The sequence below is a fragment of the Trichococcus sp. TS_SC_9 genome, from assembly GCF_056156325.1.
Genome location: NZ_CM149591.1, coordinates 1,494,439 through 1,520,596, shown reverse-complemented (window position 1 = coordinate 1,520,596; position 26,158 = coordinate 1,494,439). Strand labels below are relative to the sequence as shown.

Genomic DNA, 26,158 nt, shown 5'->3' with positions numbered 1-26,158 from the left:
AATAATTTCTCCTTTTCAGATAAGATGGATTATTTTACCGTTTTTACAGGATTCACAACACTTTTTTCTTCTTCGGGAAACCAGTGTCTTGTCGAATTGGCGATTTTCACCAAAATCAGCATCACAGGCACTTCCGTCAGGACGCCCACAACCGTCGCCAAAGCTGCCGGAGAATCCATTCCGAACAACGCAATGGCAACCGCAACAGATAATTCAAAAAAGTTCGATGCGCCGATCATGCCTGCCGGTGCAGCAATATTATATGGAAGTTTCAGAGCTTTACTTGCAAAATAGGCAATGAAGAAAATCAGGAAAGTCTGTAGGGTCAAAGGCACGGCGATCATCAAAATGTGCAATGGGTTTTCCAGAATGACCTCTCCTTGGAAAGAGAATAACAGGATCAGCATCAATAACAGCCCCGCGGTAGTCGCGCCATCAAATTTCGAAAGGAAGTCCTTCTCGAAATAAGTGACTCCTTTTTTCTTTGTGATGAAAATTCGGGTCAAGACGCCTCCGACCAATGGTATTACTACAAACAAAACGACGGACAGGATCAAAGTGTCCCATGGTACAACAACATTACTTACGCCCAAGAGAAATTTGACGATGGGAATGAAGGCAACCAAGATGAGCAGATCGTTGGTCGCAACCTGGACGACTGTGTACGCTGGATTCCCTTTTGTCAATTGGCTCCAGACAAAAACCATAGCTGTACATGGTGCGGCACCCAACAGGATAGCACCGGCCAAATATTCCGTCGCCAACTCGGGCGTAATGAAATTCTTGAAAACGACAAAGAAGAAAAAGGCGGATATAGCGTACATAGTAAATGGTTTGATCAGCCAGTTCACCACCCAGGTAACATACAGGCCCTTCGGATTTTTCCCCACATCCCGGATACTTTGGAAATCCACTTTCATCATCATCGGATAAATCATGACCCAAATCAATACGGCCGTCGGGATTGAGACATTCGCATATTCAAATTTCCCGAAAAACTCAGGTACGGCCGGCAGATATTTACCAACCAAAACCCCCACCACCATACAGATTGCTACCCAGATACTCAGGTATTTATTGAAGAACGAAATGCTTGTTTGCTCTTTTCCACTCATTTTATTATACCCCCATTTATTGTTTTGCGCTCTTTACAGCACTATTTTGCGTCATTTGATCAGTTCTTTTTCTTCTGTTCCGCACATCGCTTTTGACCGGACAGGTTCACAGACGCATGCCGGTGTGTTGGCCATCAGTTCTGCTGTGTCCGCCTTGAATTTTTCGAAGGCGTCTTTATTCAGGTCGTAATAATGCCACGTTCCGGATTTTTCCGTCGTCACCAGTCCCGCCTTCACCAACAGATTGATGTGATGGGACAAAGTTGGCTGGGTAAAATCGAAATGTTCCAGTATGTCACAGGCACACATGGCCCCGCAGGAAAGCATATCGACAATTTTGACGCGCTTCGGGTCAGCCAAAGCCTTTGCGACTTTTGCATAATTTTCATAATCCATGATTGCTGATGCCCCTTTTAATATAGAAGTTTTTCTATTTATAGTATAAATGAAACCCCTGAGATAGACAAACGCTGATCTCTGGGTTTTCTATTATTTTCCGTTCTTAAGCAAGGAAGAGATTTCCTTGCCTTTCAAAGGAATCGGTGACCACTCCACCACAGCAAAATGCCCTTGTGAAACATCATTGACCTTGTCGATCCAAGGTTGCTCGCTTTGTGCTCGGGCAGCCAATACCGGATTGGTCGTGCCGCTTGTCAGCATGCTGTTGTTGACTACCCACCATGTATGGGCGATGCCTGCCCTATCCAAATCTTTCATCAACCGTAAGGATTCATAAACCGGCGTATTTTCCGGCAGTGTAACCATCACAACTTCAGTCTGAAGCGGGTCCTGCAAGACCGGCAATAAATTGCGGACAGCTGCAGGTACGTCCCCGGAGGAGCGTTCCACTTCCTTCGCGTAGCTCTGCGAGGAATCCAACAGCAGCAAGGTATGGCCAGTCGGGGCTGTATCGATGACCACCACGTCGCAATCAACAGTATCTACAATTTCCGCAAAGCGGCGGAACACAGCGATTTCCTGGGTGCACGGCGAACGTAGATCTTCTTCGATGTAGGCCAAATCTTCCTCCGACATCGTCAGGCGCGCTTGCTGCAGGACTTCTTCCGTATAGTCCTGCAGTTCTTTCTTCTCGTCGATTCGGCTCAATCGGATGTCTGCCGACTCCGAAATGACTTGTTCCAGATGGGCAGCCGGATCGGTCGTTGCCAGATGGACCTTTTTGCCTGCTGCTGCCAGGCCAGTTGCGATGGCAGCGGCGATCGTCGTCTTACCGACGCCGCCTTTCCCCATCGTGAAGATGACTTTCTTGTTGCTCGACGCAAAATCGTCCACTAGTTGCTGCAGATTCGGGAAATTGGGCTTGATGTGGGCTTCAGTTTGCTGTTTCGGCTGATCTGATTGCAGCAACATGCGCAGATTATCGATTCCTGTCACATTGTAGGTGCGCAGCGGAATCCCAAATTGCGGAAATCCCTTCAGCTGGGGCGGCATGGCAGCCAAAGCCTGTTGTTGGGTTTCGAATATATTCATGGAGATATCATCATTCGGTTCTTCCAACAATCCGTTCACAAGCAAACGTTGATTGCGGATGCCGATTTCGCGCAACTCCCGTGATGCCCGGTCCGCTTCCAAAATGGGACCGATCTGAGGGCGCGTCACCAAAAGCAGAGTCGTCTCCTGTTCGTTAGCCAACGTCTGCACAGCTAAGCGGTACATCTCCTGTTTATCACCCAGACCGGACAATTGGCCCATGCAAGAAGTACCGGTCGTGTTCTTATCGAGGAAATCGCTCCAAGCGGACGGCAACTGCAGCATGCGCAATGTGTGACCTGTTGGGGCCGTATCGAATAGGATATGATCGAAGTGCTCTTTCGTCTCGTTGTTGGTCAGAAATCCTGCGAATTCGTTGAAAGAAGCGATTTCTACCGTACAGGATCCCGAAAGTTGCTCCTCCATGTTCGCGATGGCAGCTTCGGGAAGCAAGCCTCTGTAGGGTCCGACCACACTTTCCATGTAATCGTTCGCTGCGCTGATCGGATCGAAATTGGCGACCGTAAGACCCGGCACTTCCGGGATGGCCGTTCCCTTATTGGTCAATTCCCTGCCGAAAACATCCTGCAGGTTGCTTGCCGGATCCGTGCTGACCAACATGATCTTTTTGCCGCTGTCCGCAAGGTCAACTGCAGTGGCACAGGCTGTCGATGTCTTGCCGACCCCGCCTTTTCCAGTGAAGAAAAGGTATTTCGTCAAATGCTGATTGCTCGGTTTAAAAGATTCCATCATTTTGTCTCCCTCAGCAGCAACCTGATTGTCGGCCGCAGCAAGAGCCTTTCTCTTGGCTCACTTCCTCATGTTGGTCGTGGTGGTGATGATGGCGACTCTGTCCACCGCAGCCACAGCCGCCTTTATTACCCTTGCCGCCGCAGCAACCTGACTCTTCTTTTTCTTCGGTTTCTACTTTTTCTGCTTCGTCAAATTCCTCTGAACCGCCACACCTGCAACCCCCACCACAGCAAGAATCTTCAGTCTCTTCGATGAAGCGGACACCGATGTACTCAGTGATTTCGTCGTTTGTCGGATAGCCTCCGGTTTTGACGATTTGTCCATCCACCACTGTCAGCGGCAAAGCATCCATGCCTTCAGCCTGTAGCTTTTCGCTGACGGCTTTGTTCAGAACGAACTGGTCCGGATTGCTGGACAGGTTATAACGCAAAGCTTCGTAATTTTCCAAACCTCCCAGAGCGTCCATTACAGCGGTGATGCGTAATAGATCCTGATCGATGGATGGTCCGCAGACCCCTGTGTTGCAACACATTGCTGGTTCAAAAATAGTGATGTTTGTCATGATTCATTTCCCCTTTGATTGTTTTTTATTTGGAGCAGCTCTTCAAAGCCTAAATATTTTTAGTCACTTTTATAATATAGAATTCCTTCTATCTATAGTCAATGATAAAATGGAAAATGCGTAAAAAAAGTGCCGGCGGAGAACATTTTCCAATCCGGCACTTCTGAAAATTTCTATTTTTTCAGCAATTCTGTGATCTCTTCTGTACTGGCGACTTTACCGTAGGAGACGACTTTCTCGTCGATGACCAATCCCGGGGTGCGCATGATGCCGTATTTCGCGATGTCCTTCATGTCGGTCACTTTTGTGATGGTCGCTTCCATCCCCAGTTCCTTCAATGCCTCTTCCGTGTTTTTGGCCAGATTCACGCAATTTTTGCAGCCAATGCCCAAGATTTTGATTTCCATGATGATATTCCTCCTGCTTCATATTTTGATTTGATTACATAAAAATGGGTCCCAAGAAATTGAACAGATAGCCGATGATGATGATGCCAACTGCCACGATTCCGAAGAAAAGGCCCAACAATTTCGGTTTGACGACTTGCTTCAGCATGACCATCGACGGCAAGGACAATGCCGTCACGCCCATCATGAAGGAAAGTACGGTACCCAAGCCGACCCCTTTTGCGACAAGCGCTTCGGAGATGGGCAGCGTCCCGAAAATATCCGCGTACATCGGAATGCCGACGACTGTTGCCACCAATACCGAATACCATTTATCCTGGCCCAGCAGAGCTGTGATGACCGATTCGGGAATCCAGTTGTGGATGGCAGCCCCGATGCCGACCCCAAGAAGCACGTAAATCCATACTTTCTGGACGACTTCCTTCACCTGATCGAATGCATAATCGACACGGTCTTTCCTTGTCAACTCGGCTTCCTCCAGTTCAACCGTAGGGCTGCCGAACACAAAGGATTCGACCTGGTCTTCCATATGCGCTTTCCCAATGAAGGTTCCGCCGACAACCGCAAGGATAAGTCCCACAACGACATAGGCGATGGCGATTTTCCAGTTGAAAATGCTGGCTAAGAGGATGATCGATGCCAAATCGACCAGCGGTGAAGAGATCAGGAACGAAAACGTCACACCCAGCGGCAATCCCGATCCGGTGAAGCCGATGAAAAGCGGAATCGAAGAACAGGAACAGAAAGGTGTGATCGTCCCAAGCAATGCCGCCAGGATATTGGCGGTGATCCCATCGAAGCGGCCCAGGATTTTCTTCGTCCGCTCAGGCGGGAAGAAACTTTGCACGTAAGAAATGCCGAAAATCAACACCGACAACAGGATGAATATTTTGATGACGTCGTAGATGAAGAAGTGGATGCTGCCGCCTACCCTGCTGGCGAGGTCCAATCCGAAGACATCCTGGACAAGCACAACGACTAAATCGCTTAGCCACTGCATTTTTAATAACTGATCATTTAACCATTGAAAAATTCCCATGATGAACTGCACCTTCTAGTTTGTATTTTTTACATAACACATCGACGTTTATCTATGTATTAGTATACGCCCACACATAGATGAATGTCAATGTGTTGTTTTCAGGTGATGATGCCCTACAAAAAAACTGCGATAATGCCGGATCAGCACTCCGGTTTTCGCAGCTTATTCATTCAGGGATAGGCTTTTCTCTTTTTGTCACTTTTGCAGCAGTTCTGCAATGTGTTTGGGCGTCAGGATACGCCCATAGGAGACGACCTTTTCGTTGATGACCAGCCCCGGTGTCTGCATAATGCCGTATTTTGCGATTTCTTTCGGGTCCTCCACTTTGGTTATGGTTGCTTCCATACCGATTTTCTTCAACGCCTCGGCTGTATTGACTTGCAGTTTCTCGCAGTTGCGGCAGCCTGGACCCAATATTTTGATTTCCATTTCCATCCCTACTTTCGAATGATTACACAGTGGTATTTTGCTTGGCCATTATCTGGAAAAAATCCTTCAACTCGTCCAATTTTTCATGGTTCACGGAGTATTTAACCCAAATGCCGTCTTTTCTGCTGTCCACCAAACCGCAGTCCTTCATCATCTTCATATGGTAGGACAAAGTCGGTTGTGTGATCGAAAATTGATCCAATAACGCACAGGCGCACATTTCGCCTTCCGACAATAAATCCATGATTTCCAATCTGGTTTCGTCCGATAATACTTTCAGACATTTCGCATATGTTTTGTATTCGATCGCCATATTCAGTTCCTCTTTCCTGCTGTCATTTAAGGCACTTCAGCTCGCTCTATCGCTCTTGGCGCCCACACATAGACATCTATCTATATGAAGTATATACCCTCACAGCATGAATTGCAATTCCCATCTTGGACAGAAAAAAAGCATGTTAAAATGACTAAAGATGAAAAATTGATGAAAAAAGTTTGACTGATTCTTATCCACTTGTTATTATTTATATAAATTTCAAAATAAATTCACATTGAAAAGATAAGTACGGATGGACGAAATGCACAGAGAACCTCGGCTGCTGTGAAGAGGACAGGGATGCTATCCGGAAAATGGTCTTCGAGTGAGTGGACGGCGAACGCTCTTTTTAGAACTTTAGCCCTCCACGGGAATGCCCGTTACAGCATCACAGTATCCCTGAACAGCGATTTGCTGTGGCGTACTGGTTAAGGGGAAAATCGCGAGGTTTTTCTGAACCAAGGTGGTAACACGATGAATCTTTCATACGTCCTTGCGCAGCATCATGCGCAAGGACGTATTTTTTTACCAAAAAACAAACGAGAGAAGGAAACGATCATGACAACCCAAGCAACTTTAAGGAGAACGAAAGCGCCTTTCCGCGCAGACCACGTAGGGAGCTTCCTGCGTCCCGAAAGTATCAAAAAAGCCCGCAAAGAGCTGGCTGAAGGCACAATCACGAAGGAAGCCCTGCGCGAAATCGAAAATGTTGAGATCACACGCATCGTCGAAAAACAGATTGAACTTGGCTACAAAGGCATCACTGACGGAGAATTCAGACGCTCTTATTGGCATTTCGATTTTCTTGAGAACCTGTTGGGCTTTGAAGGTTACCTTGCGGCGCAAGGCAAACAATTCCACAATGTTGTGACCAGCGCCCACAGCGTGCGCAATATCAGCAAGATCGCCTTTAATCCGGAACACCCCTTCTTTGCGGACTATGCTTTCTTGGCTGAAGCAGTCGGCGACAAAGCCATTGCGAAAGTATCGATTCCGAGCCCGAACCAATTGATCCGCCTCGGTTTCCGAAACGAAGAAATCTATCCTACCTTGGAAGAGTATGCTGCTGATCTGCAACAGGCATACCGCGACACGATCCTGCACTTCTACTCGCTGGGGAACCGTTACATCCAGATCGATGACACTTTCTGGGGCGATCTTTGCTCGGACAAAGCGTTGGAAATTTTCGGTTCTCAGGAAACTTACGATGAATTGAAACGCGTCGCTACTGATAACGTCAAAAACATCCAAATCGGTCTGCCTGAAGATTTGGTCGTCACGACGCATATCTGCCGCGGTAACTTCCGCTCGTCCTACTCGCAGGAAGGCGCTTATGAGCCTGTTGCGAAAGAGCTGTTCGGCGAAACCGGCTTAGACGGCTTCTTCCTGGAATACGACACCGACCGAGCTGGTGGATTTGAACCATTGCGCTACTACAAAGGCGACGGCCAAATTATCCTAGGCCTTGTAACTTCAAAGACACCGGAATTGGAAGATATCGACGAAGTCAAAGCGCGTATCGCTGAAGCTGCTAAATTCGTGCCTTTGGAACAATTATGTCTGAGCCCGCAATGCGGCTTCGCTTCGACTGAAGAAGGAAACAATCTGACGGAAGAACAACAATGGGCGAAATTGGCCTTGGTCAAACAAATCGCTGACGAAGTCTGGGGCGACTGATCGTTCGATGCGGCTTAAGGTTCGAGCACACAAAAATCCCTACAGCAAAAAACGCATCACCACTCAATTCCTGAGTGGCGATGCGTTTTTTTGCATGAGATTTAGTGGATGTAGACGGTTCACGAGTGTACCAGGATTAATTTTCATGTGATTTTTTTCATTTACTACTTTCCAAATTTTTAATAAGCTGTCATACTATATTCAGATTGTCCCTGTATACTCTAAAGTTACTGAGAGAATTTACTCTTTTTCTTTAGACCTCCGAACCGGTTCGGTGAAGCTGCAACTTCATCTGCCACTTTCTAAAGAAATTCGTCCATCCAAGGACAGCAAAAAACGCCACCCAAAAGTGGCGTTTTTTTGTTATTCTGCTTTTTCTGCCTTGGCCTCCTTCAGGTAGATGGCAACCAGTTCATCGCGGACCGCAATCCATTCCGGTCTGCGGTCTTCGAGGTGGACCCGATTTGAAAGCAGCAAAAAACCTTTTTGATGGTTCGGATCCAGTATCATGAAGGTGCCGGTGTAGCCGGTATGCCACAACACAAAGTCTTCCCCATCTTGAAACAAGTTCCACCCCAAGGAGCGCGGCTGGTCCGGAACGATTCCCCAATCCCGCAGCAAGGCTTGGACCGTCTCTTTCCGCAAGATCCGCTGGCCTTCCCACTCCCCAAAATGCAGCAGCATTTTGCTGAATCGAATCAGGTCCTGCATCGGCGCAAACAGTCCTGCGCTACCGCAGTGTCCACCCAGGATCACTGCTTTGGGATCATGCACAACACCCCGAATCACCCCTCTGGTCGGATGGTTTTGCGTTGGAACGCAACGCATCGGATCAGTTGGCTGATAGCTGCTGTCCATCATGGCCAGCGGCTGCTTGATGCGTTGCTCAAAGTTTTCCGCTACCGATTTCCCGGTCAGCTTCTCGATGATGAAGCCGGCAAGGATCAATCCGGTGTCGGTATAGACCACTTTTTCTCCGAGGTTTTCTCCCGGCTCAAGGGCTGTCAAGGCGGCGGCGAGTTTTTCGGCCGGCAGCGCATCGCGGTTTTTGATATAGCCTTTCAGGTCGGACGTGTGCGTCAACAGATGGCGGATCGTCACCGCATCAGAAGGGAATGCCGGCAGATACGCCCGCACCGGATCTTCGAAGCTGATTTCCCCTTCCTCATGGAGTTGGAGCAGCAGCGTCGTCGTGACGATCACCTTCGTCAAAGAAGCCACGTCATAGAGCATGCCCTCCCGCAAGTCTTCCCGCTCGGGCAAGATCGCCGCCGATCCGATCAGCTGGGTTTCCGTTTCATCCTTATCGATAAAGGTATAAGTCGCCCCGGGGAAAACATTCCCTTCCAGCATCTCAGCGATCTTCTTTTGAGTTTCCGGATACATCAGCAAGCGCCTCCTTTCCTTTACTATAGTTATCTATCATTATAACGCATCCGAAGCCTGATGCGCGGCACCTTTCGAACGCTTTTTACAATTTTGGGGAAGAATGGCGCGAGATTTGCGAAGCACTTTTCAATTTGAGAAAGAAACAGCCTTATCAGCGGATCATGTGTTAGAATATTGTATACTAGTGAACTTATTGGGGGAATGTAATTCGATGGGGTATTTCAAGGAGCGTCTGTATCAGCAATACGTGATATTATTCATCTTCTACTTTATGTCCATGGCGGCTTTATCATCATTAATCACCGTCTACATGCGCGACCTGGGAAAAAGCGGGTCGGAAATTTCATTCATCCTTATCCTTTCAAACATAATCGCACTCATCATCCAAGGACTTATCGGGTATTCAAATGAAAAATGGGGAACCCGCAAAACGGTCACCATTTATGTTTTGATTTCCGCTGTAATCAGCAGCGGACTCTTTTTCTTCACAGGCAACTGGCTCTTCGGACTCGTTTATGGTTTGGCGAACGCCATCACCTTAGGGCTCGCACCGCTGTTCGATGTGCTTGCGGCCAACAGCCCTTACAGATTCGGCCAAATTCGCCTCTGGGGAACAATCGGCTATGCTGCCGGGCAACAGATTTCAGGAATCATTTACGATTTTGTATCGCCGAAATCCATTTTCGTGCTCTATCTCGCCTGTTATTTTGCAAGCATCGTGTTCCTTTATCTCTTGCCTAAACCGGAGCAAGCGGCTGCCTCTCCAGAGCATGCAGCCGAGAAGCAGGAGGATACTTCCGGCGGCAACACACTCAAGAATATCTTCCAGAACAAACTGTTCATCACCTATCTGCTCTTGGCGTTCATCATCTTCGGCACGAACACAGTCAACACTAGTTATCTGCCGTTGCTCTTGACCGATACGGGCGCTCCGGTCGCACTTGTCAGCACGACCCTGACAGTGGCCCTGTTTGCGGAAGTCATCGCGATGGCTTTGTCTCACCGCTTCATGGACCATTTCACGAACAAGCAGCTCCTTCTTGCCATTTTGTTCCTATCGGGGACAGAGTATCTGATCAATTTCCTTTCGAACGACTTTCTGGTGCTTTCCATCGCGACCGTCCTGACCAAGTTTTTCGCTTCCGGCACCTTCATCATGCTGAACCTCAAGATGGTCTCCACCTTGTTGAACCGGAAACTGATCGCCACAGGAACGGCAGTCGTCGCCATGTTCTCCAGGAACATCGGCACCATCTTCTTCCAATTGATGGCCGGCCCCATCATCGATCAAATCGGGCTGAATTACCTTTATCTCCTGCTTTTCGTCTTCACGGTCATCGCTGCAGTGATCGCCTTGCTGTTCAAAGTACCGGCTCAGCCGAAAGAACGCCTCTTTTCTTGATGAATGGCTGAATGCACCATCGTTTATCGAAAATAAAAAGAATGGCCCCGCGAGCTTGTATCAGCACGCGGGGCCATTCTTTTTATCATTCCGGTATTATTTTTTTTTGCGGATCATATCGAAACGTTCGACCACGAAAGGAACTTTCATCTTCACAGTCATCATAGCGTTAGGCGCACGGTCGATTGCTTCATCGTGTTCGTTCCAGATGGCTTCCACCGTCAGTACGTTGTGGCGCAATCCCGGTCCGTAGAATTCGATTTCGTCCCCGACACCGAAATTGTTCCGCTGCTGGATCGTAGCCATCTGCGTTTCCGGATCGTAGGCCATCACTTGGCCGATGAAACCGTAGCGCGGAATTTTGCGGCGCTGGCCGAAGAGTTGTTCATCCTCGGTCGGATCTTTATAGAAGAAACCGGTAGCCAATTCGCGTTGCGCGACTTTCCATAATTCATCCACCCATTCCTGCTTCAGTTCGTAATGGTCGGGATCGGCGCAGTAGGCATCCACGGCTTTGCGGTAGACGTTGACTACCGTCGACACATAGTGGATCGATTTCATGCGCCCTTCGATTTTCAGGCTGTCGACGCCGCTCTCAATCAGATCGGGCAGGTGCTCCAGCATCGAAAGATCGACGGCACTCATGGAGAATTTTTCTTCGATGCCTTCTTCGCCGGCACCTACAGGGTTCTGTTGCCCCAACAACGGCATATCGTACAAGCCATATTTCCAACGGCAAGACTGCGCGCAGCCTCCGCGGTTGGCATCACGGTTCGACATGTGGTTGGACAGGACACAACGGCCCGAGTAGGAGATGCACATCGCCCCATGGACGAAGGCTTCGATTTCGACATCGGTCTTCTCGTTCATTTCCTGAATTTCTGCCATCGATACTTCACGGGCCAAAACGACGCGCTCCAAGCCTTCTTTCGCCCAGAAGTTAAGCGTCTGGTAGTTGGTCGCGGAAGCCTGGGTCGACAAATGGATCGGCAAGCCGGGTGCATCGGTTACGGCGATTTCCATCAGCGCGGGATCTGAAATCAGGACCGCATCGATGCCGATATCGCGGATTGTGCGGAAGAATTCGCCTGCGCCTTCCTCGTTGCCTTCATGTGTGACCATATTCGCGGCGACATAGATCTTCGAACCGTGGCTATGCGCAAAAGCGACTGCTTCCGCCATTTCCTCATAGTCGAAATTGCCTGCGCGGCTGCGCAAACCGTACGCTTCTCCGCCGATATAGACGGCGTCAGCTCCGTAGTGGATGGCTGTCTTCAATTTTTCCAATGTTCCGCCCGGGGCCAAGACCTCGGGCTTCTTTGTTATTGTTCGCATGTGTGTGTACACTCTCTTTCTTTCAGTATCAAAGTATCAGACAACTTCATTCGGGTCCTTGGAATAGAATCCGGTATCCAGCTCACGGTTTGCGGGATGCAAGGCATATAGTTCGGCATCCAATCGTTCCGCCAATTCTTCCGTCCAGATCTCTTCCGTGAAGGCTTCACGCGCTTCCACGAACAGTTTCGCGATTGCGACAAAATTTTCTCCTGGGGTGAACAAACCGTCCAGCATCCATTGCGAGACGCCGATAGCCGTCAGTTCGCCCAGATGAGGCATCAGATCAAGGTCATTGTTGGCGAAGATATGTGTTCCGTTGCGGTCCTGATAGATGGAATAATGGGAATCCACTTTTTTCGGCTCCGAAATGAACAATCCGCGTTCTTTATTCACGGCTTCCTCTTTCTCGATGAAATTGAAGTAATTTTCAAGCAAATTGCGTTTCGATTGGTGGATGCAAGTGGCACCGTATACCAATACTTCAACCGGCACCAACGCACCCGGGACCAATTTCTTCATTTCCTCGAAAGGCACTTCGCGGGCAAGCACGGAACCGACCGCTCCCCTTTTCGCCCAGAAATTGATCTGTCCGCTTGAGGTCACCATGACTTGTGCATCATAACGGTAAGGGATAAATAAATCCTGTTCCCTCATCACTTGCACTACGCCAGGATCGCCCAACGTGATGCTGTCGACTTCCGCTTCACGCAAGAAAGCCAGATACTCGGCCACTTGATTGATCCGATCGTTATGGAAGATCGCATTCACCGCGGCACTGACCTGCGCGCCTTTCTCATGCGCATAGGCAATGACCTCACGTTGTTCCTCTCTGGTGAAGGAATACGGCAAACGAAGGCCGTACTCATCCTCTCCTATATATAGTATATCTACGCCGCAATCCACCAGTTCCTTGGCTTGCGCTACTGACTCGGCTGTTGCAATCAGCTCGATCATCATACATTCCTCCCTTATTCGAGTTCCTTGATAAGATTATCACATTACTTATAAAAAGTGAATGACTGTTTTCCCTAAGTTTTCAGAAAATTGTTGTGCAGAATAGTCACGGCTTGTTAAAGCAATCATTTGGTTTCCCCCTGGCATAGAGCTATATCAGGCTCCCCGTATTCTTTCCCGCATCAAGAATGGTATAATAGCAAATGTGAAAATGGAATGACATCCACCAACCATCAGGAGGAATATTCAATGAAAAAACTTGTCAACAGCCAACAGATGAAAAAAATCGACGCCTTTACGATCAATGAAATCGGCATCCCAGCCCTGGTGCTGATGGAAAATGCGGCGAATCAGGTCGTCTCAGCCATGGAAGAACGCATTTCAAGAGAGGACATCATCCTCGTGGTCTGCGGTTCAGGCAACAACGGCGGCGACGGAATGGCGGCAGCCCGCATTTTATTGAACCACGGCTTCCAGGTGGATGTATTCTTGATCGGCGAACACGACAAATTATCTGCTGAGTCCAAAAAACAACTCGACATCATCGAAAACTTGGACATGGTCATCTGGGATGACGTCAGCGAAATCAACTTCAAAGGCTACACCGTCTTGGTCGATGCGATTTTCGGCATCGGCTTGGACAGACCTGCAGAAGGGAAATACGCGGAGACGATCCAACTCATGAACGCGTTCCAAGGATATGTCTTTGCTGTCGACATCCCATCCGGTATCTCCGCCGACAATGGACAAGTGCTGGGGACCGCTGTCCGGGCAGATGTGACCATCACTTTCGGGATCGAAAAAATCGGCCAGCTGCTCTACCCCGGTTCTTTGCATACCGGCAAACTGATTGTCAGCGATATCGGTTTCCCACCGAGCGCCATGGACGTCATTTCTTCGAATGTGCTGTTCTATGACGAGAGCGATCTTTTTTCGCTGCCGAGACGCGCGGCCTATTCGAACAAAGGCACTTACGGCCGGGTCGTGATCATCGCCGGATCCGCAAACATGAGCGGGGCTGCTTTCCTTTCGGCAAAAGCTGCCTACCGTACTGGCGCCGGGCTGGTCCAGATCGTCACGCCGGATGAGAACCGCGCCATCCTTCAGATGCAGCTGCCTGAAGCCATCCTGACGACTTACCAAACGGATGGATTGGATAAGGAGAGCGAACGCCTTAAAATCATCGCCGCGGTTTCCTGCGCAGATGCGATTGTTGTCGGACCAGGAATGGGGAAGTCCGATGCAGCCCGCACGGTAGTCAATTTGGTTCTGGAAAACAGCCAGATCCCTCTGATCATCGATGCGGATGCTCTGAATATCCTTTCCGATCGTTTCAACGACGCGGCTTTGCCGGGGAACGATTCCCGTGCCCGCATCAACGCAGTGTCGCAGTCCGTTCCAGTGGGGAGCATCCTTACCCCTCATTTGAAGGAACTGGCGCGGCTTTTGGATAAGGACTTGGCGGAAATAAAAGCGGATCTCTTAGGGACTGCTGCGTTTTGCACGGCTGATTCGGATCTGACCTTTGTCATGAAGGATGCCCGGACTGTCGTGGCCCATCAGGATGAGCACTACATCAACGCGACAGGCAACAACGGCATGGCGACGGGCGGTTCAGGCGATGCCTTGACCGGCATCATCGCCGGTTTATTGGCTCAAGGCTTAGTACCTTCCGAAGCGGCCAAATTGGGTGTCTACATCCACGGTTTGGCGGGGGACATCGCTGCCCAAGAAAAATCGGAGTACAGCTTGATGGCTTCGGATCTCATCGAAGCTTTGCCAGCGGTATTACGCTGATTCTTTCCTGTTAAAATGAACGAAACGCACAAGGAACCCGGCAGCGGTCGGCCGGGTTCCTTGTGCGTTTTTGATTGGATGAATGTATGAATGACCATCGCGGCGCGGCGTGGTGGGGGTGGCCGGAGAAAATGCTCCTGTGGGGGTACGCTCAGCTCCGGCGGGAGACCTGATGGCCGGAGGAGACTTAATTCCAGAAGCCCAACTCCGGTGAAGCCGCGTGGACCGGAGGTGACATTTTGGTGGGATTCTCTTCTCCGGCGAAAGTGCCCTTCACCGCAGGAAAACCCGATTTCTACCCTACCCTTTTATTCCGGTTTCGCCTTGGAACTGTCCTTATCTCCTGAAATCCGGAACACTTTTTCGCTCCGTTCGTACGGCACGTCGGGAACGCCTTTGCGTACATTTACTACACGGGCCACGACAAACAGGTAGTCCGAAAGACGGTTGATGAACTTCAGCACAAACGGATTCACTTCATCCGGCTCTTGCTCCATGAAGGTGACGATCCGGCGTTCGGCATCACGGGTCGTCGTCCGCAAAATGTGAAACCAGCTAGCCAACTCCGTTCCGCCCGGTATGATGAAATACTGGATTTCCTCCGGTTCTTCGCTGTAGCCGTCGATTTTCTGCTCCAACCAGTCGATGTGATCCTGCGTGAGCTTGTACTCCCGGTGCCCTTTCGGAATCGACAAATCTGAGGAACAATCGAACAGGAACTGCTGGATGAGCGCCATGTCCTCCTGGATATCCTCGCCGCAATCATTCTTCGTGCGGACAAGCCCGAACCATGAGTTCAACCCATCCAGCGTGCCGAAAGCTTCGATCCTTTCGGCATTCTTCGGAAGAGCTTTCCCGCCTCCGATGCGTGTGTTGCCTTTGTCGCCAGTGCGTGTATAGATGCTGTATTTCATAGGTTGCCTCCTTTAATGCATTTTCTTGTTCTGTCATTCTATCACATTTCAAGCACACCCTCTCAATCAAACGACAGAATTTTTCCGTAAATAAGACCTTTGCAGTATGGCTTTCAGAGGGAACTCTGGTAAACTAACAATAGAAAACCGCTATGTCGCTTTACGGATCCAGTCCGGGGATGGCATAAGAAAGGACAGCATATGCAAAAGAAAGAAACAAAAATAACCGTACCCGAAGACACGCGCCTCATCTCCTTTTTGGGCGGCAAGACAATCATCTATATCCTGTCCACCCTGATTTTGATCGGTGTACTCATATTTACGATGGATACCATTTCATTCATTTTCAAACCGCTGCAGGTCATTTTTTCGACCATTGTGGCACCCGTTATTTTAGCAATCGTCTTCTATTATATATTCAATCCGATGGTTACCTTCCTTGAAAGTAGGAAAATCAACCGAGGAATGGCGACATCAATCGTCTTTGTCCTCTTCATTTTCATGCTGGTCTATGGGGTTGTCCTTTTGGTTCCGATCTTGTCCAGCCAGCTCACCAATCTAGTCAATGAATTTCCTACCTACATTGAACAGATGAATGCCTATTTCGACAAGCTGCTCGCGAACAGTACCTTCAAGGACTATTATGAACAGGCGCAAAGTTGGTTGGATAGCACAGTGGGTAGTATCCCTGAGATGATTCTGGCATGGGTCGGCAACTCTAGCGAAAAAATCCTGAACATTTTTTCCACCATTTCCAGCGTAGTGGTCGTGGCAGTCACTTTCCCGGTCATCCTTTTCTTCATGCTGAAGGACCAAGGGAAGTTTCAACCGTTTGTCATGAACAACATCCCGCCCGTTTTCCGCAATGATATCGAAAAGATTTCCAGACAGATGTCGCTTCAGGTCGGTTCCTATGTTCAAGGCCAACTGCTTGTTGCCTTGAGTCTGGGTGCCTTGCTGATCGTTGGTTATTTGATCATCGGCCTGGATTATGCCGTCGTCCTTGCCTTGATTGCTACCTTGACAGCGGTCATCCCTTTCATCGGTGCGACAATCGGTGTAATCCCGGCTTTGTTCGTTGCTGCGTTCACGTCTCCGGCCATGCTCCTAAAAATGGCCGTCGTCTGGGCTTTGGCGCAATTCGTTCAAGGCAACATCATCGAACCGAACATCATGGGCCGAAATTTGAAAATGCACCCGCTGACGATCATCATCGTTTTGCTGATCATGGGCAATCTGCTTGGCTTTATCGGGATGATCTTAGGTGTGCCGCTATTCGCGATGCTGAAGATTCTGATTGAACATGTACTCGAAAAATTCAAGCTGCGGTACAATCGTTATTTTGGCGAAGTGGCCGGTCCATTCGAGCTGGACGATGAAGAGCCCGTCTTGGTGAACGGCTCCACTCCCGTTAAGGATTTCGCGACTGTTGATGTGGAAAGGGATATTCCGGAAAACGATAAAGAAGAATAACACAAAAAGGTTCGTGATTCCCGTAAGGGCACGAACCTTTTTATATCAAGTAATTCCATACCAAATAGGCTAGGTAAAAAAGCACCAAAATGCGCCCTTCTTTTCTGCTGATGATTTCCCGTTTAGTATTGTAGGAAAAATAACCCAAAACAACCAACAAAACCCCTAAAGCCGGAAAATGGATCTGATAGAAATCCGGACTGACAACAATTCCTCCAGGGGTCAAACTGATCGCCGTACCGAGGATCAAAAGCGTGTTCAAAAGGTTAGAGCCCATGATGTTCCCCATCGCCAAAGCGCCATAGCCTTTTTTTACAGAAACGATGGTTGTGCTGATTTCCGGCAACCCCGTCCCGAAGGCCACAACTGTGGAAGCGATGACCGAATCAGGGATGCCGATTCGGGTAGCTCCAATTTCAACCGTTGTCACCATAACTGAGGCGCTCGCAATCACAAAACCTGCGCTTACAAATAATTTTAAGAGTTTGATCAGTATCGGCTTGCCGTCTTCCTTATCGGATGTGTCGACAGTGATTTCTTGAGGTTGTTGCTTCCCTTCCCGCAGCATCCACACAAAATACAAGGGGCTCAACAGCAACAGGAGAAATCCGATCCACTGCGGTATCTTGCCCTGCCCGTCTGCGTAGAAAATAGGCAACGCGGACAGAATCAAAAACAAAGAGAGCCCGGACAATACGGCATGCTTATTTGCCGTCTTCCGGTTGACGGGAATGCTGCCGTAAATGGCACCGATACCGAGAATAAAGCTGGTGTTCACAATCGTGGAACCGATGACATTCCCAAGAGCAACTATACTGTTCCCTTGGATAGCTGACAAAATAGACACCGCCAACTCAGGCAAAGAGGTTCCTAAGGAAACAATCGTAGCACCGATCACCAATTCGGATATTCCCCAATCCAACGAAAGCGAAATCGCTTCGTCCACCAAAACATCCGTTGCCTTGGACAGTACCCAGATGCAGAAAATCAGCACTCCCGCTAACACATAGTTGGCTGCTGGAGCCAATAAATTCGTCAAGAACCTCCACTTCCTTCCATCCGGAACTGGTTGGCTAATGTGCTCAGTAGGTCACTTGCTGATAGTCCGCTGGTATTTCAAAAGCATCCTCCGACACATTATCGGATAATTCCAATATTTCCATGACCGATTCAAATGATTCATCGATCGTCTTGATTTTCTTCAGGTCGGCGCCATCAAAATAGTAGAAGATTTGTGTACCGCTCTCTGTGCGATATTCCTCGTACACCAAGCCGTCTTCCTCACCGCTGCCGATGTATTCGATGTCATCCACTTCGACCGGCTCGCTTGATTCCGGGATTTCCGGTAAGGTTTCTTCCCCTTCCATCATTGTTTCAGGCATAACCATTACCGTTTTGTTGACATGGTCGATCAAATACGTTTTGCCATCCATCATCATCATTACCGTGTCAGTATCTACGGACTTAGAATGCATCGCGGTCCTGTCGCCCGAAACGGTCATCATCGTCTCGGATTCCATCATTTCGCCTTCAAATGTCGTCGTGGAGCGGAAAGCCATATAGTAATTGCCGCTTTCCATGATATCAATGTAGCTTTTCGACAGTTTGCCGAGCCTATCACCGGCTTCCGTGGATTCTGCCGACGTTGCTTTTGTTTCGCTGCTCGCTGTGCTGACTGCCGAACTGCTTTGCGCTATCGCTTGAGAGGAACTTTTTTCTTCAGATGTTTCTTGCGTTTGGCTGCAACTTGCCAGAAAAAGACTGACCAGCAGGACTGTCCAATATTTTTTTCTATCTTTTAGCATCCTTAACAACCCCTTCGAATAGTGTTGATCCTGTCGCTGCAATTCCGATTGGCGTGATGGTGTTACTGTTATCTTCATTATAGCTCATATCCAGCGCGTTTTGAAATTTGGAATAAGCAGTCGAGCTGCATTCAGCAGGGCCTGCCTCTGCAGGGGTTCTCCATTTCAGACTTGAAGCTTGCGCATGCTATACTTAACAAAAGAACAACATCTTACTGGGGGAATAGCTATGTGTCTGATTTCATTGCAACTCAGTCAACACGCATCGTACAAATTGATGCTCGTGGCCAATCGGGACGAGCAGTATGACCGTCCCTCCTTGGCTGCACACTTTTGGCTGGACCATCCCGATCTGTTGGCAGGTAAAGACTTGAGCGCTCACGGCACTTGGCTTGGAATCACCAAACAAGGCAGGATTGCTGCCGTGACCAACAGTTATCTGACGACCGATCAGGAGTCCGACCAAAAACTGTCCCGCGGCAACCTTGTGATGGATTACTTGACCGGCAGTACTGAACCCCAGGACTACCTGAACCTGGTCAAACAGCAACGAACCGACTACAACGGCTTCAATCTGATTGTCGGATCGAGCGATAGCCTCCATCATTACAACAACATTTTGGACGAAAGCAGCGTCCTTCAAACAGGCAACCACACCGTCAGCAATGCCACGCTCGATACGCCTTGGCCGAAAGTCACCCGCACAAAAGCGGCAATGGCTGAACTGGCTAGTTCAGCGACTCTTGACGAAGAGGCCGTCTTCCGCATCATGTCTGATCGGACGCCCCCACCGGATGACCAACTGCCTGATTTGCCGCTGGATTTGCCGATTTTGCGTGCTGTTTCCGCCAATTTCATCCAGACGGAACGCTACGGCACCCGCTCCACGACACTGATCCTCATCGACTATTCCGATCAGGTGACTTTTGTGGAAAGATCCTACCTGCCGGACGGAACCAGCAAGGATGTCCGTTTCAACTTTCAATTGAAGGCTGAAGAAAAATGAAGCAACAAAAGATGCGGCCGGGAATCGGAACCCCAGCCGCATCTATTATTATAGATAGTATTTTCTGATGATCGTCAAGTCATCATTCAATTCATAGACCAACGGCTGCCCTGTAGGTATTTCCAAGGCCATGATCTCATCATCGGGTATTTCTTCGAGGTACTTGATCAAAGCCCGCAAGGAGTTCCCGTGGGCCGCCACTAAAATCGTCTTACGGTCCAATACCGCCGGAGCGATTTGATCTTCCCAAAATGGAATGACACGGTCCAACGTGGTCTCCAAATTTTCTCCCATCGGAATGACCCGTTTCTGCAGGTTGGCGTAGCGGCGATCCTTGACCGGCGACAGCGGATTATCAGGATCCATCAACGGCGGCAACGTATTATAGGAGCGTCGCCATTTCAGAACTTGGTCTTCTCCGTATTTTTCAGCTGTTTCCTGTTTGTTCAGCCCCTGCAGATCGCCATAGTGCCGTTCATTGAGCCGCCAGCTTTTCACTTCCGGTATCCATAATTGATCCATTTCATCCAGAATAATATGGCAGGTTTTGATCGCTCGCTGCAGCACGGACGTGAACGCCATATCAAATTCAATCCCGGCTTCCTTGAGTTTCCGGCCGGCTTCTCTCGCTTCCGTGACACCCTGTTCACTCAAGTCGACATCTGTCCAGCCCGTAAACAAGTTCAGTAAATTCCACTCGCTTGCACCATGACGAATCAAAATGATTTTCCTCATCACCGTCACCACTTTCTGCCTGTAATTTTCTTTCATTATACTGCTACAGGCAGTACGATTCACGTATAAGGACTTCAGTTACCGCCGCGGATGGCTTCCACCATTTCCGCCACGAAGGCTCCGACCGGTTTGGGCGAATCTTTCCCGTATTTTTCCATGATGTTGATGATTGCGGAACCGATGATGACGCCATCCCCTATTTCACTCATCGCTTTCGCTTGTTGCGCGTTGGAAATCCCGAAGCCGATGGCGCAAGGGATGTCACTGATTTTGCGGATTTCATCGAGGATACTGCCAATATCGGTGGTGATATCGCTACGGACGCCGGTGACACCTAAGGAAGAAACGACATACAGGAAACCTTCCGCTTCTTTAGCGATCATGGCAATCCGTTCAGCAGAAGAAGGTGCCACCATGGAAATGTAAGTGATGCCATGTTCCCGGCAGGATTTCTGGATGAAGCCCTTCTCTTCGAACGGAACGTCTGGGATGATGATGCCATCTACGCCTGTCTCTTTGCAGCGTGCCATGAATTTATCGATGCCGTAGACGAAAACAGGGTTGATGTAGGTCATAAAGACGAAAGGTGTGTCGATTTCGGTGCGCAACTCAGCAACCATCTGGAAAATGTCATCCGTATTGATGCCGTTCGCTAAAGCCCGCTCATCCGCTTTTTGGATGGCAGGACCTTCCGCAACCGGATCGGAGAACGGGATGCCAATTTCAACAATGTCTGCTCCATTCGCAACGATTTCCCTGATCAGTTCCTTCGTGGTTTCCAGGTCTGGATCCCCAGCCGTCATGAAAGGGATGAATGCCTTGTGCTTGAAGGCCGCTGTAATTTTATTCATGAATGTCCACTCCCTTGTATCTAGCGATTGCGGCGACGTCCTTGTCCCCACGGCCCGACAGACAGATGACGATGATCTTTTCCGGATCCAACGTCGGCGCCAAAACCATGGCATGCGCGATTGCATGTGAACTTTCGATAGCCGGGATGATTCCTTCCATCCGCGCCAGGTATTCAAAGGCTGCGACAGCCTCGTCATCCGTTACCGAAACGTACTCGGCGCGGCCGCGGTCATAGAGATCCGCATGCTCAGGCCCAATCCCCGGATAGTCCAGGCCCGCCGATATCGAATATACGGGTGCAATCTGGCCGTAATCATCCTGGCAGAAATAGGATTTCATACCATGGAAAATGCCCGGCGTACCGGTCGCGATTGTCGCAGCCGTGTCTTGCGTGTGGATTCCTCTGCCGGCAGCTTCGCAGCCGATCAGCCGCACGCTCTCGTCGCCGATGAAGTCATAGAAGGTCCCGATCGCATTCGAACCGCCGCCGACGCAAGCCATCACGACATCCGGCAGCTTGCCTTCCGCCTCGGCCATCTGGGCTTTGGTCTCTTCCCCGATGATCTTTTGGAAATCGCGGACCATGGTCGGGAATGGATGCGGCCCCATAACCGACCCGATGCAGTAATGCGACTCTTCAAACGTGGAAGCCCAATCCTTCATCGCTTCGTTGACCGCGTCCTTAAGGGTGGCGGTGCCGCTCGTCACGGGAATCACTTTCGTGCCCAATAATTCCATCCGGAACACATTCAAAGCTTGACGCTGGGTATCCTCTTCGCCCATGTAGACGACGCACTCCATATCCAAAAGCGCAGCTGCTGTGGCGGTTGCCACGCCATGTTGGCCGGCGCCGGTCTCCGCGATGATCCGCTTCTTGCCCATCTTTTTGGCCAATAACACTTGTCCGAGCGCATTGTTGATCTTATGCGAGCCCGTATGGTTCAGGTCTTCTCGTTTCAGGTAGACTTTCGCTCCACCGAGGTTCTTTGTCATCTTTTCCGCGAAATAAAGGCGGGATGGCCTGCCTGCGTAGTTGTCCAACAGATCGTTCAATTCTTTTTTGAATTCCGGATCCTCACTGAATCGGAAAAAATCTTCCGTAAGTTCCAAGCAAGCGTTCATCAAGGTTTCGGGAATGAACTGTCCCCCGTGTGCACCAAAATAACTTTTCATATTATTGACCTCCCAATGATTTCCATTACTGCTCTAATTTTTTCAAAATCCTTCACGCCGTCTGTTTCGACACCGCTCGAGATGTCCACTGCGTATGGCTGCACCTTTTGGATGGCCGCTTCGAGGTTCCCCGCATGCAGGCCGCCCGCCAAGAAGAATGGGTGCGTTGCTTCCTTCAGCAAGTCCCAGTTGAATGTCTTTCCGGTCCCACCTGCCACGCCTCTTTGGTATGTATCATAGAGGAGGATATCGGAAGCGTACTCCTTCTTGACATCAGAGGCGTCCTTGACCGCGACAGCTTTGATGATCGGAAGTGTGATCCGCTTACCCAGTTGCTCGATATAGGCGTTATTCTCATCGCCATGGAGCTGCACGATCTGGATCGCCCGGCTTTCCACGATAGCAACGATGTTTTCGATTGGTTCGTTGACGAAGACGCCGACCGCCGGAATGGCGTCCTTCAAAGCTGCCCTGATTTTCAGCGCCTGCTCCAGTGAAATCTGCCGCTTGCTGGGGGCGAAAATGAAGCCTACAAAATCCGGGCGGAGCTCATTCAGCATTTCAGCATCCTCAACTCGTTTCAGGCCGCAAATTTTCACCTTGACCATCAGCCGATCCCCCGTAGGCGGTCCAGCATGCCTTTTTTATCCGGCGAGATCATCATCGTTTCGCCGATCAGGATGGCGTCGACATTGCCCTCTTCCAATTCGATAACTTGCTGTCTTTCCGAGATGCCGCTTTCGGCCACAAAGATAATGTCATCCGACACCAGTGCGCGGAGCCTGATGGACTGCTGGATGTCCACCTTGAAGGTCTTCAAGTCCCTGTTGTTGACGCCGATCATTTTCGGGTGGGTCCGTAGAGCCTTCAGCAGTTCTTCTTCGGTGTGGGCCTCAACCAACGCCGAAAGCCCCAGTTCGCGAGCCAAACGCTGGAAGTCATCCAACTCGTCCTCGTTCAGGATAGTCGCGATCAACAGCACGGCATCCGCGCCGATGACTTTCGCCTCATAAATCTGATAAGCATCGATGATAAAATCTTTGCGTATGATTGGAAGCGATACTGCCTGTTTTATTTCCGTCAGGAATCGGTTTTCGCCTTTGAAAAAATCGGGCTCCGTCAATACCGAAATTGCGGATGCCCCCGCTTCTTCGTAGGCTTTGGCGATTTCTAAGTATGGGAAGTCCTCCACAATCACGCCTTTCGAAGGGGACGCCTTCTTGCATTCGCAGATGAAGCGGACCCCTTCACCGGTCAGCGCCTTTTCGAAGGGGAAACCCTGATTGATCGGCAATGCCAAAGCGGCTTGCTTCATTTCTTCCAAAGGGATGGCCTGTTTGGCTTTTTCCACGCGTATCTTTGTCGCTGCTATGATGTCATCCAATATCATTTCGTCGCCTCCTGTGATGCAGTGATGAATTGCTTTAATTTCGCCAGAGCCGCTCCGCTGTCGATGAGTTCGGCTGCGCGCTTGATGCCGTCAGCGATCGTATAGTCGTCATTAGCAAGATAGATGGCCATGCCGGCGTTCAATAACACCGTGTCGCGCTTCGGCCCTTTTTCGCCGCTCAAGATAGCCAAGGCGATGGCCGCATTCTCAGCGGGTTCCCCGCCCACCAGATCTTCGTTCGTGCAGTACTCGAAACCATAGTCTTTCGGATCGAACGTGAAGTGGGTTATCTTGCCGTCGCGGAGCTCAGCGACTTCCGATGTTGTGGTCAATGTGATTTCATCCAATCCGTCATTTCCGCCGAACACAAGCGCCCGTTCCATCTGCAATTGGTTCAGCACTTCAGCCATCGTGTCCACCAGTGCGACATCATACACGCCGAGCAATTGCATGTTCGCGTTGGCCGGGTTCGCCAATGGCCCCAGAACGTTGAAGATCGTCCGGACACCCATTTCTTTCCTGACGGGTGCCGCATGCTTCATCGATGGATGGTATTTTTGGGCGTACATGAAGCACATCCCGATTTCTTCCAGCATCGTTTCGCTGTGTTGCGCGCTGGCTTCGATGTTCACACCTAATTCTTCCAGCACATCCGCGCTGCCACATTTGCTTGAGGAGCTGCGGTTGCCGTGTTTCGCCACCGGAATCCCTGCGGCTGCGATGACAAAGGAAGAGACGGTTGAGATGTTGAAGGTGAATGCTTGATCGCCGCCGGTTCCGACGATGTCCAATGCCGTAGTCTTAGTCCGCACCTTATTTGAAAAATCCCGCATCACTTCAGCGGAAGCACTGATTTCGCCGGCCGTCTCGCCTTTCATCCGCATAGCAGTCAGATAAGATGCGATCTGGACCGGACTGGCTTGACCGCTCATGATCTGGTGCATGATGGTCTTCGTCAATTGCGGGGAAAGTTCTTCTTTTTTCACCAGTTTATCGATAGCGGCTTTCATGCTGTCTTGCGGGAGAATTTCTTCGGTCAGTTTCGTCTCTTTTATCTCTAGCATTTCATTCACCTCATCATTTTTTGTGTACAAAAAAAGCCCTTGTCCCCCCTTTAAAGGGACAAGAGCTTTTATTCTCCTGCGATACCACCCAAATTGACGAAATGAATCGCCCACTCGTTCACATACCAACATATGTGCCTGTCTGTTAACGGATCAGGTTCCCCGTTTGCCCCTACTCTTTTCAAGGCAACCCTCTCAAGTCCATTCGGCATCCCCTTCGCTATCGCACTCTCACTGGCGGCGACTCTCTGGAAACAAGGTATGATGCTTACTTCTCTTGATTATCGGTTTAATTAGATGGAAATGATTTTTCTAACGATTTCTTAATGTTGGGATTATTTTAACGCATCGCTAACCTTCCGTCAACTGTTTTATTCAAAAAATTTGGCAAGCTCGAATGTTTCCTGCTCCGGCGCGATTTTGGTAAAATGGATACACAATAACTTTGAAAGGATGTGTTCCGACTGAAACAATCCGACAAACTTTACTCGATGGCACCCGTTATCGATCCGCATGCCAAGGTTCTGATTCTGGGATCGCTGCCCGGCGCGAAGTCGCTGGAAGCACAGCACTACTACGGGAACCCGAGGAACCATTTCTGGATAATCATTTTCTCCCAGATCGGGGAAGAGGATCCGGTGACCTACGAAGACCGCCTATCGCTGCTGAAAGAGCATCATGTCGCCCTCTGGGATGTCATCCACTCCTGTTACCGGGAAGGCAGCCTCGATTCGGCCATCAAAGAGGAATATCCCAATGACCTGAAGACTCTTCTGCGCGAACATCCCCAGATCAAGGCCATCGCCTTCAACGGCGGAAAAGCTCACCGCAGCTACAAAAAGCACTTCGGTCTGGATGAGGAATCCGGCTTGGCCTACCTTCCGCTCCCTTCGACCAGCCCCATGCGCGGCAAACATGTCAAAACGTTGCCGGAAAAACTGGAGGCTTGGTCGGTGTTGGAGGAGTATCTTTGATGAAGACGAAAGTCGGAAGATATCCGATATCGCTGATGAATCGGACATCCACAGCTCAATTACCATGCAAAAAGGCTGCCTCGAGAGACAGCCTCCTTCT

General features: G+C 49.7%; 26 protein-coding genes and 1 other annotated feature. Of the genes, 6 read left to right on the top strand and 20 right to left on the bottom strand.

Translation table 11 applies throughout. From position 1 onward, the window contains the following. Positions 1 to 29: 29 nt before the first annotated feature. From arsB to AC0J5I_RS07360, 8 genes are all read right to left on the bottom strand, one after another. Positions 30 to 1,115 (bottom strand): ACR3 family arsenite efflux transporter, encoded by a 1,086-nt coding sequence (gene arsB, locus AC0J5I_RS07395; RefSeq protein WP_475305349.1) that lies wholly within the window; start codon positions 1,113 to 1,115, stop codon positions 30 to 32. Positions 1,116 to 1,166: 51 nt separating this feature from the next. After that, complete coding sequence (locus AC0J5I_RS07390; RefSeq protein ID WP_475305345.1) at positions 1,167 to 1,511, bottom strand: ArsR/SmtB family transcription factor; 345 nt, start codon at positions 1,509 to 1,511, stop codon at positions 1,167 to 1,169. Between the two features lie 93 nt (positions 1,512 to 1,604). After that, complete coding sequence (gene arsA, locus AC0J5I_RS07385; protein ID WP_475305602.1) at positions 1,605 to 3,356, bottom strand: arsenical pump-driving ATPase; 1,752 nt, start codon at positions 3,354 to 3,356, stop codon at positions 1,605 to 1,607. A 13-nt stretch (positions 3,357 to 3,369) separates the two neighbouring features. Continuing rightward, entirely contained in the window at positions 3,370 to 3,921 is a 552-nt protein-coding gene (arsD, locus tag AC0J5I_RS07380; RefSeq protein ID WP_475305341.1) for an arsenite efflux transporter metallochaperone ArsD, read from the bottom strand. 173 nt (positions 3,922 to 4,094) lie between these two features. Then, positions 4,095 to 4,328, bottom strand: a complete 234-nt coding sequence (locus AC0J5I_RS07375) for a thioredoxin family protein (RefSeq protein WP_068559151.1) — start codon at positions 4,326 to 4,328, stop codon at positions 4,095 to 4,097. Between the two features lie 34 nt (positions 4,329 to 4,362). After that, positions 4,363 to 5,367, bottom strand: a complete 1,005-nt coding sequence (locus AC0J5I_RS07370) for a permease (protein WP_475305334.1) — start codon at positions 5,365 to 5,367, stop codon at positions 4,363 to 4,365. 198 nt (positions 5,368 to 5,565) lie between these two features. Then, positions 5,566 to 5,799 carry a thioredoxin family protein gene (locus AC0J5I_RS07365; RefSeq protein ID WP_107994821.1) on the bottom strand — a complete coding sequence of 78 codons (234 nt, stop codon included), beginning with the start codon at positions 5,797 to 5,799 and terminating at the stop codon, positions 5,566 to 5,568. A 22-nt stretch (positions 5,800 to 5,821) separates the two neighbouring features. Next, entirely contained in the window at positions 5,822 to 6,112 is a 291-nt protein-coding gene (locus AC0J5I_RS07360) for an ArsR/SmtB family transcription factor (RefSeq protein ID WP_107994820.1), read from the bottom strand. A 561-nt stretch (positions 6,113 to 6,673) separates the two neighbouring features. On the opposite strand from AC0J5I_RS07360, the gene AC0J5I_RS07355 reads away from it, so the two are divergent. After that, positions 6,674 to 7,792 carry a 5-methyltetrahydropteroyltriglutamate--homocysteine S-methyltransferase gene (locus AC0J5I_RS07355; RefSeq protein WP_107995071.1) on the top strand — a complete coding sequence of 373 codons (1,119 nt, stop codon included), beginning with the start codon at positions 6,674 to 6,676 and terminating at the stop codon, positions 7,790 to 7,792. 363 nt (positions 7,793 to 8,155) lie between these two features. On the opposite strand, the gene AC0J5I_RS07350 is transcribed toward AC0J5I_RS07355, so the two are convergent. Continuing rightward, positions 8,156 to 9,178, bottom strand: coding sequence for a serine hydrolase domain-containing protein (locus tag AC0J5I_RS07350; RefSeq protein WP_475305328.1), 1,023 nt, complete (start codon positions 9,176 to 9,178; stop codon positions 8,156 to 8,158). Positions 9,179 to 9,392: 214 nt separating this feature from the next. Here AC0J5I_RS07350 and AC0J5I_RS07345 point away from each other — a divergent pair, with 214 nt between their 5' ends. Next, on the top strand, positions 9,393 to 10,583 hold the full coding sequence (locus AC0J5I_RS07345) for an MFS transporter (RefSeq protein WP_159072118.1): 1,191 nt from the start codon (positions 9,393 to 9,395) through the stop codon (positions 10,581 to 10,583). Between the two features lie 96 nt (positions 10,584 to 10,679). Here the strand turns inward: AC0J5I_RS07345 and AC0J5I_RS07340 are convergent, their stop codons facing one another. Both AC0J5I_RS07340 and AC0J5I_RS07335 read right to left on the bottom strand, forming a co-directional pair. Continuing rightward, positions 10,680 to 11,918, bottom strand: a complete 1,239-nt coding sequence (locus AC0J5I_RS07340) for a peptidase U32 family protein (protein ID WP_107994817.1) — start codon at positions 11,916 to 11,918, stop codon at positions 10,680 to 10,682. A 36-nt stretch (positions 11,919 to 11,954) separates the two neighbouring features. Then, positions 11,955 to 12,875, bottom strand: coding sequence for a peptidase U32 family protein (locus AC0J5I_RS07335; RefSeq protein WP_475305600.1), 921 nt, complete (start codon positions 12,873 to 12,875; stop codon positions 11,955 to 11,957). A gap of 249 nt (positions 12,876 to 13,124) precedes the next feature. Here AC0J5I_RS07335 and AC0J5I_RS07330 point away from each other — a divergent pair, with 249 nt between their 5' ends. Further along, complete coding sequence (locus tag AC0J5I_RS07330) at positions 13,125 to 14,672, top strand: NAD(P)H-hydrate dehydratase (protein ID WP_475305322.1); 1,548 nt, start codon at positions 13,125 to 13,127, stop codon at positions 14,670 to 14,672. Between the two features lie 308 nt (positions 14,673 to 14,980). On the opposite strand, the gene AC0J5I_RS07325 is transcribed toward AC0J5I_RS07330, so the two are convergent. Further along, entirely contained in the window at positions 14,981 to 15,586 is a 606-nt protein-coding gene (locus AC0J5I_RS07325) for a cob(I)yrinic acid a,c-diamide adenosyltransferase (protein WP_475305318.1), read from the bottom strand. Between the two features lie 201 nt (positions 15,587 to 15,787). Here AC0J5I_RS07325 and AC0J5I_RS07320 point away from each other — a divergent pair, with 201 nt between their 5' ends. Further along, positions 15,788 to 17,059 (top strand): AI-2E family transporter, encoded by a 1,272-nt coding sequence (locus tag AC0J5I_RS07320; RefSeq protein WP_475305314.1) that lies wholly within the window; start codon positions 15,788 to 15,790, stop codon positions 17,057 to 17,059. 40 nt (positions 17,060 to 17,099) lie between these two features. Here AC0J5I_RS07320 and AC0J5I_RS07315 read toward each other — a convergent pair whose 3' ends face one another. Both AC0J5I_RS07315 and AC0J5I_RS07310 read right to left on the bottom strand, forming a co-directional pair. After that, positions 17,100 to 18,098, bottom strand: coding sequence for a sodium:calcium antiporter (locus tag AC0J5I_RS07315; RefSeq protein WP_475305310.1), 999 nt, complete (start codon positions 18,096 to 18,098; stop codon positions 17,100 to 17,102). 43 nt (positions 18,099 to 18,141) lie between these two features. Continuing rightward, positions 18,142 to 18,864, bottom strand: coding sequence for a hypothetical protein (locus AC0J5I_RS07310; protein WP_475305306.1), 723 nt, complete (start codon positions 18,862 to 18,864; stop codon positions 18,142 to 18,144). Positions 18,865 to 19,093: 229 nt separating this feature from the next. Between AC0J5I_RS07310 and AC0J5I_RS07305 the strand changes: the two genes are divergently transcribed. Next, entirely contained in the window at positions 19,094 to 19,870 is a 777-nt protein-coding gene (locus AC0J5I_RS07305) for an NRDE family protein (protein WP_475305302.1), read from the top strand. A 48-nt stretch (positions 19,871 to 19,918) separates the two neighbouring features. Here AC0J5I_RS07305 and gpmA read toward each other — a convergent pair whose 3' ends face one another. The 6 genes from gpmA to trpD all read right to left on the bottom strand — a co-directional run bounded on the left by gpmA (position 19,919) and on the right by trpD (position 25,084). Then, positions 19,919 to 20,605 carry a 2,3-diphosphoglycerate-dependent phosphoglycerate mutase gene (gene gpmA / locus AC0J5I_RS07300; protein ID WP_107994809.1) on the bottom strand — a complete coding sequence of 229 codons (687 nt, stop codon included), beginning with the start codon at positions 20,603 to 20,605 and terminating at the stop codon, positions 19,919 to 19,921. Between the two features lie 74 nt (positions 20,606 to 20,679). Beyond that, a complete protein-coding gene (gene trpA / locus AC0J5I_RS07295; protein WP_475305295.1) occupies positions 20,680 to 21,456 on the bottom strand; it encodes a tryptophan synthase subunit alpha in 777 nt (258 codons plus the stop codon). Then, a complete protein-coding gene (trpB, locus tag AC0J5I_RS07290; RefSeq protein ID WP_475305292.1) occupies positions 21,449 to 22,630 on the bottom strand; it encodes a tryptophan synthase subunit beta in 1,182 nt (393 codons plus the stop codon). The genes trpA and trpB overlap by 8 nt, the downstream gene beginning before the upstream one ends. Then, a complete protein-coding gene (locus AC0J5I_RS07285; protein ID WP_475305288.1) occupies positions 22,627 to 23,238 on the bottom strand; it encodes a phosphoribosylanthranilate isomerase in 612 nt (203 codons plus the stop codon). Before AC0J5I_RS07285 ends, trpB begins: the two co-directional genes overlap by 4 nt. Beyond that, positions 23,238 to 24,020, bottom strand: coding sequence for an indole-3-glycerol phosphate synthase TrpC (gene trpC, locus AC0J5I_RS07280; RefSeq protein WP_475305285.1), 783 nt, complete (start codon positions 24,018 to 24,020; stop codon positions 23,238 to 23,240). Before trpC ends, AC0J5I_RS07285 begins: the two co-directional genes overlap by 1 nt. Further along, positions 24,017 to 25,084: an anthranilate phosphoribosyltransferase gene (gene trpD, locus AC0J5I_RS07275; protein ID WP_234402542.1), complete on the bottom strand. Its 1,068-nt coding sequence runs from the start codon at positions 25,082 to 25,084 to the stop codon at positions 24,017 to 24,019. Before trpD ends, trpC begins: the two co-directional genes overlap by 4 nt. A gap of 51 nt (positions 25,085 to 25,135) precedes the next feature. Beyond that, positions 25,136 to 25,378 (bottom strand) — a binding site (T-box leader). A 161-nt stretch (positions 25,379 to 25,539) separates the two neighbouring features. Here trpD and AC0J5I_RS07270 point away from each other — a divergent pair. Next, the gene (locus AC0J5I_RS07270; RefSeq protein WP_475305282.1) at positions 25,540 to 26,058 is read left to right on the top strand and encodes a DNA-deoxyinosine glycosylase; all 519 of its coding nucleotides are present in this window, start codon (positions 25,540 to 25,542) and stop codon (positions 26,056 to 26,058) included. Positions 26,059 to 26,158: the final 100 nt, after the last annotated feature.

Excerpts from the sequence above, each read along its gene's own strand:
- AC0J5I_RS07370 (WP_475305334.1), bottom strand. The coding sequence starts at position 5,367 with ATGGGAATTTTTCAATGGTTAAATGATCAGTTATTAAAAATGCAGTGG.
- arsD (WP_475305341.1), bottom strand. The coding sequence starts at position 3,921 with ATGACAAACATCACTATTTTTGAACCAGCAATGTGTTGCAACACAGGG.
- gpmA (WP_107994809.1), bottom strand. The coding sequence starts at position 20,605 with ATGAGGAAAATCATTTTGATTCGTCATGGTGCAAGCGAGTGGAATTTA.
- AC0J5I_RS07305 (WP_475305302.1), top strand. The coding sequence starts at position 19,094 with ATGTGTCTGATTTCATTGCAACTCAGTCAACACGCATCGTACAAATTG.
- arsB (WP_475305349.1), bottom strand. The coding sequence starts at position 1,115 with ATGAGTGGAAAAGAGCAAACAAGCATTTCGTTCTTCAATAAATACCTG.
- AC0J5I_RS07365 (WP_107994821.1), bottom strand. The coding sequence starts at position 5,799 with ATGGAAATCAAAATATTGGGTCCAGGCTGCCGCAACTGCGAGAAACTG.
- trpB (WP_475305292.1), bottom strand. The coding sequence starts at position 22,630 with ATGAAAAGTTATTTTGGTGCACACGGGGGACAGTTCATTCCCGAAACC.
- trpC (WP_475305285.1), bottom strand. The coding sequence starts at position 24,020 with ATGATATTGGATGACATCATAGCAGCGACAAAGATACGCGTGGAAAAA.
- trpA (WP_475305295.1), bottom strand. The coding sequence starts at position 21,456 with ATGAATAAAATTACAGCGGCCTTCAAGCACAAGGCATTCATCCCTTTC.
- AC0J5I_RS07330 (WP_475305322.1), top strand. The coding sequence starts at position 13,125 with ATGAAAAAACTTGTCAACAGCCAACAGATGAAAAAAATCGACGCCTTT.
- AC0J5I_RS07350 (WP_475305328.1), bottom strand. The coding sequence starts at position 9,178 with ATGTATCCGGAAACTCAAAAGAAGATCGCTGAGATGCTGGAAGGGAAT.
- AC0J5I_RS07325 (WP_475305318.1), bottom strand. The coding sequence starts at position 15,586 with ATGAAATACAGCATCTATACACGCACTGGCGACAAAGGCAACACACGC.
- AC0J5I_RS07390 (WP_475305345.1), bottom strand. The coding sequence starts at position 1,511 with ATGGATTATGAAAATTATGCAAAAGTCGCAAAGGCTTTGGCTGACCCG.
- AC0J5I_RS07360 (WP_107994820.1), bottom strand. The coding sequence starts at position 6,112 with ATGGCGATCGAATACAAAACATATGCGAAATGTCTGAAAGTATTATCG.
- AC0J5I_RS07345 (WP_159072118.1), top strand. The coding sequence starts at position 9,393 with ATGGGGTATTTCAAGGAGCGTCTGTATCAGCAATACGTGATATTATTC.
- AC0J5I_RS07320 (WP_475305314.1), top strand. The coding sequence starts at position 15,788 with ATGCAAAAGAAAGAAACAAAAATAACCGTACCCGAAGACACGCGCCTC.
- AC0J5I_RS07310 (WP_475305306.1), bottom strand. The coding sequence starts at position 18,864 with ATGCTAAAAGATAGAAAAAAATATTGGACAGTCCTGCTGGTCAGTCTT.
- trpD (WP_234402542.1), bottom strand. The coding sequence starts at position 25,084 with ATGCTAGAGATAAAAGAGACGAAACTGACCGAAGAAATTCTCCCGCAA.
- arsA (WP_475305602.1), bottom strand. The coding sequence starts at position 3,356 with ATGGAATCTTTTAAACCGAGCAATCAGCATTTGACGAAATACCTTTTC.
- AC0J5I_RS07285 (WP_475305288.1), bottom strand. The coding sequence starts at position 23,238 with ATGGTCAAGGTGAAAATTTGCGGCCTGAAACGAGTTGAGGATGCTGAA.
- AC0J5I_RS07355 (WP_107995071.1), top strand. The coding sequence starts at position 6,674 with ATGACAACCCAAGCAACTTTAAGGAGAACGAAAGCGCCTTTCCGCGCA.
- AC0J5I_RS07340 (WP_107994817.1), bottom strand. The coding sequence starts at position 11,918 with ATGCGAACAATAACAAAGAAGCCCGAGGTCTTGGCCCCGGGCGGAACA.
- AC0J5I_RS07375 (WP_068559151.1), bottom strand. The coding sequence starts at position 4,328 with ATGGAAATCAAAATCTTGGGCATTGGCTGCAAAAATTGCGTGAATCTG.
- AC0J5I_RS07335 (WP_475305600.1), bottom strand. The coding sequence starts at position 12,875 with ATGATCGAGCTGATTGCAACAGCCGAGTCAGTAGCGCAAGCCAAGGAA.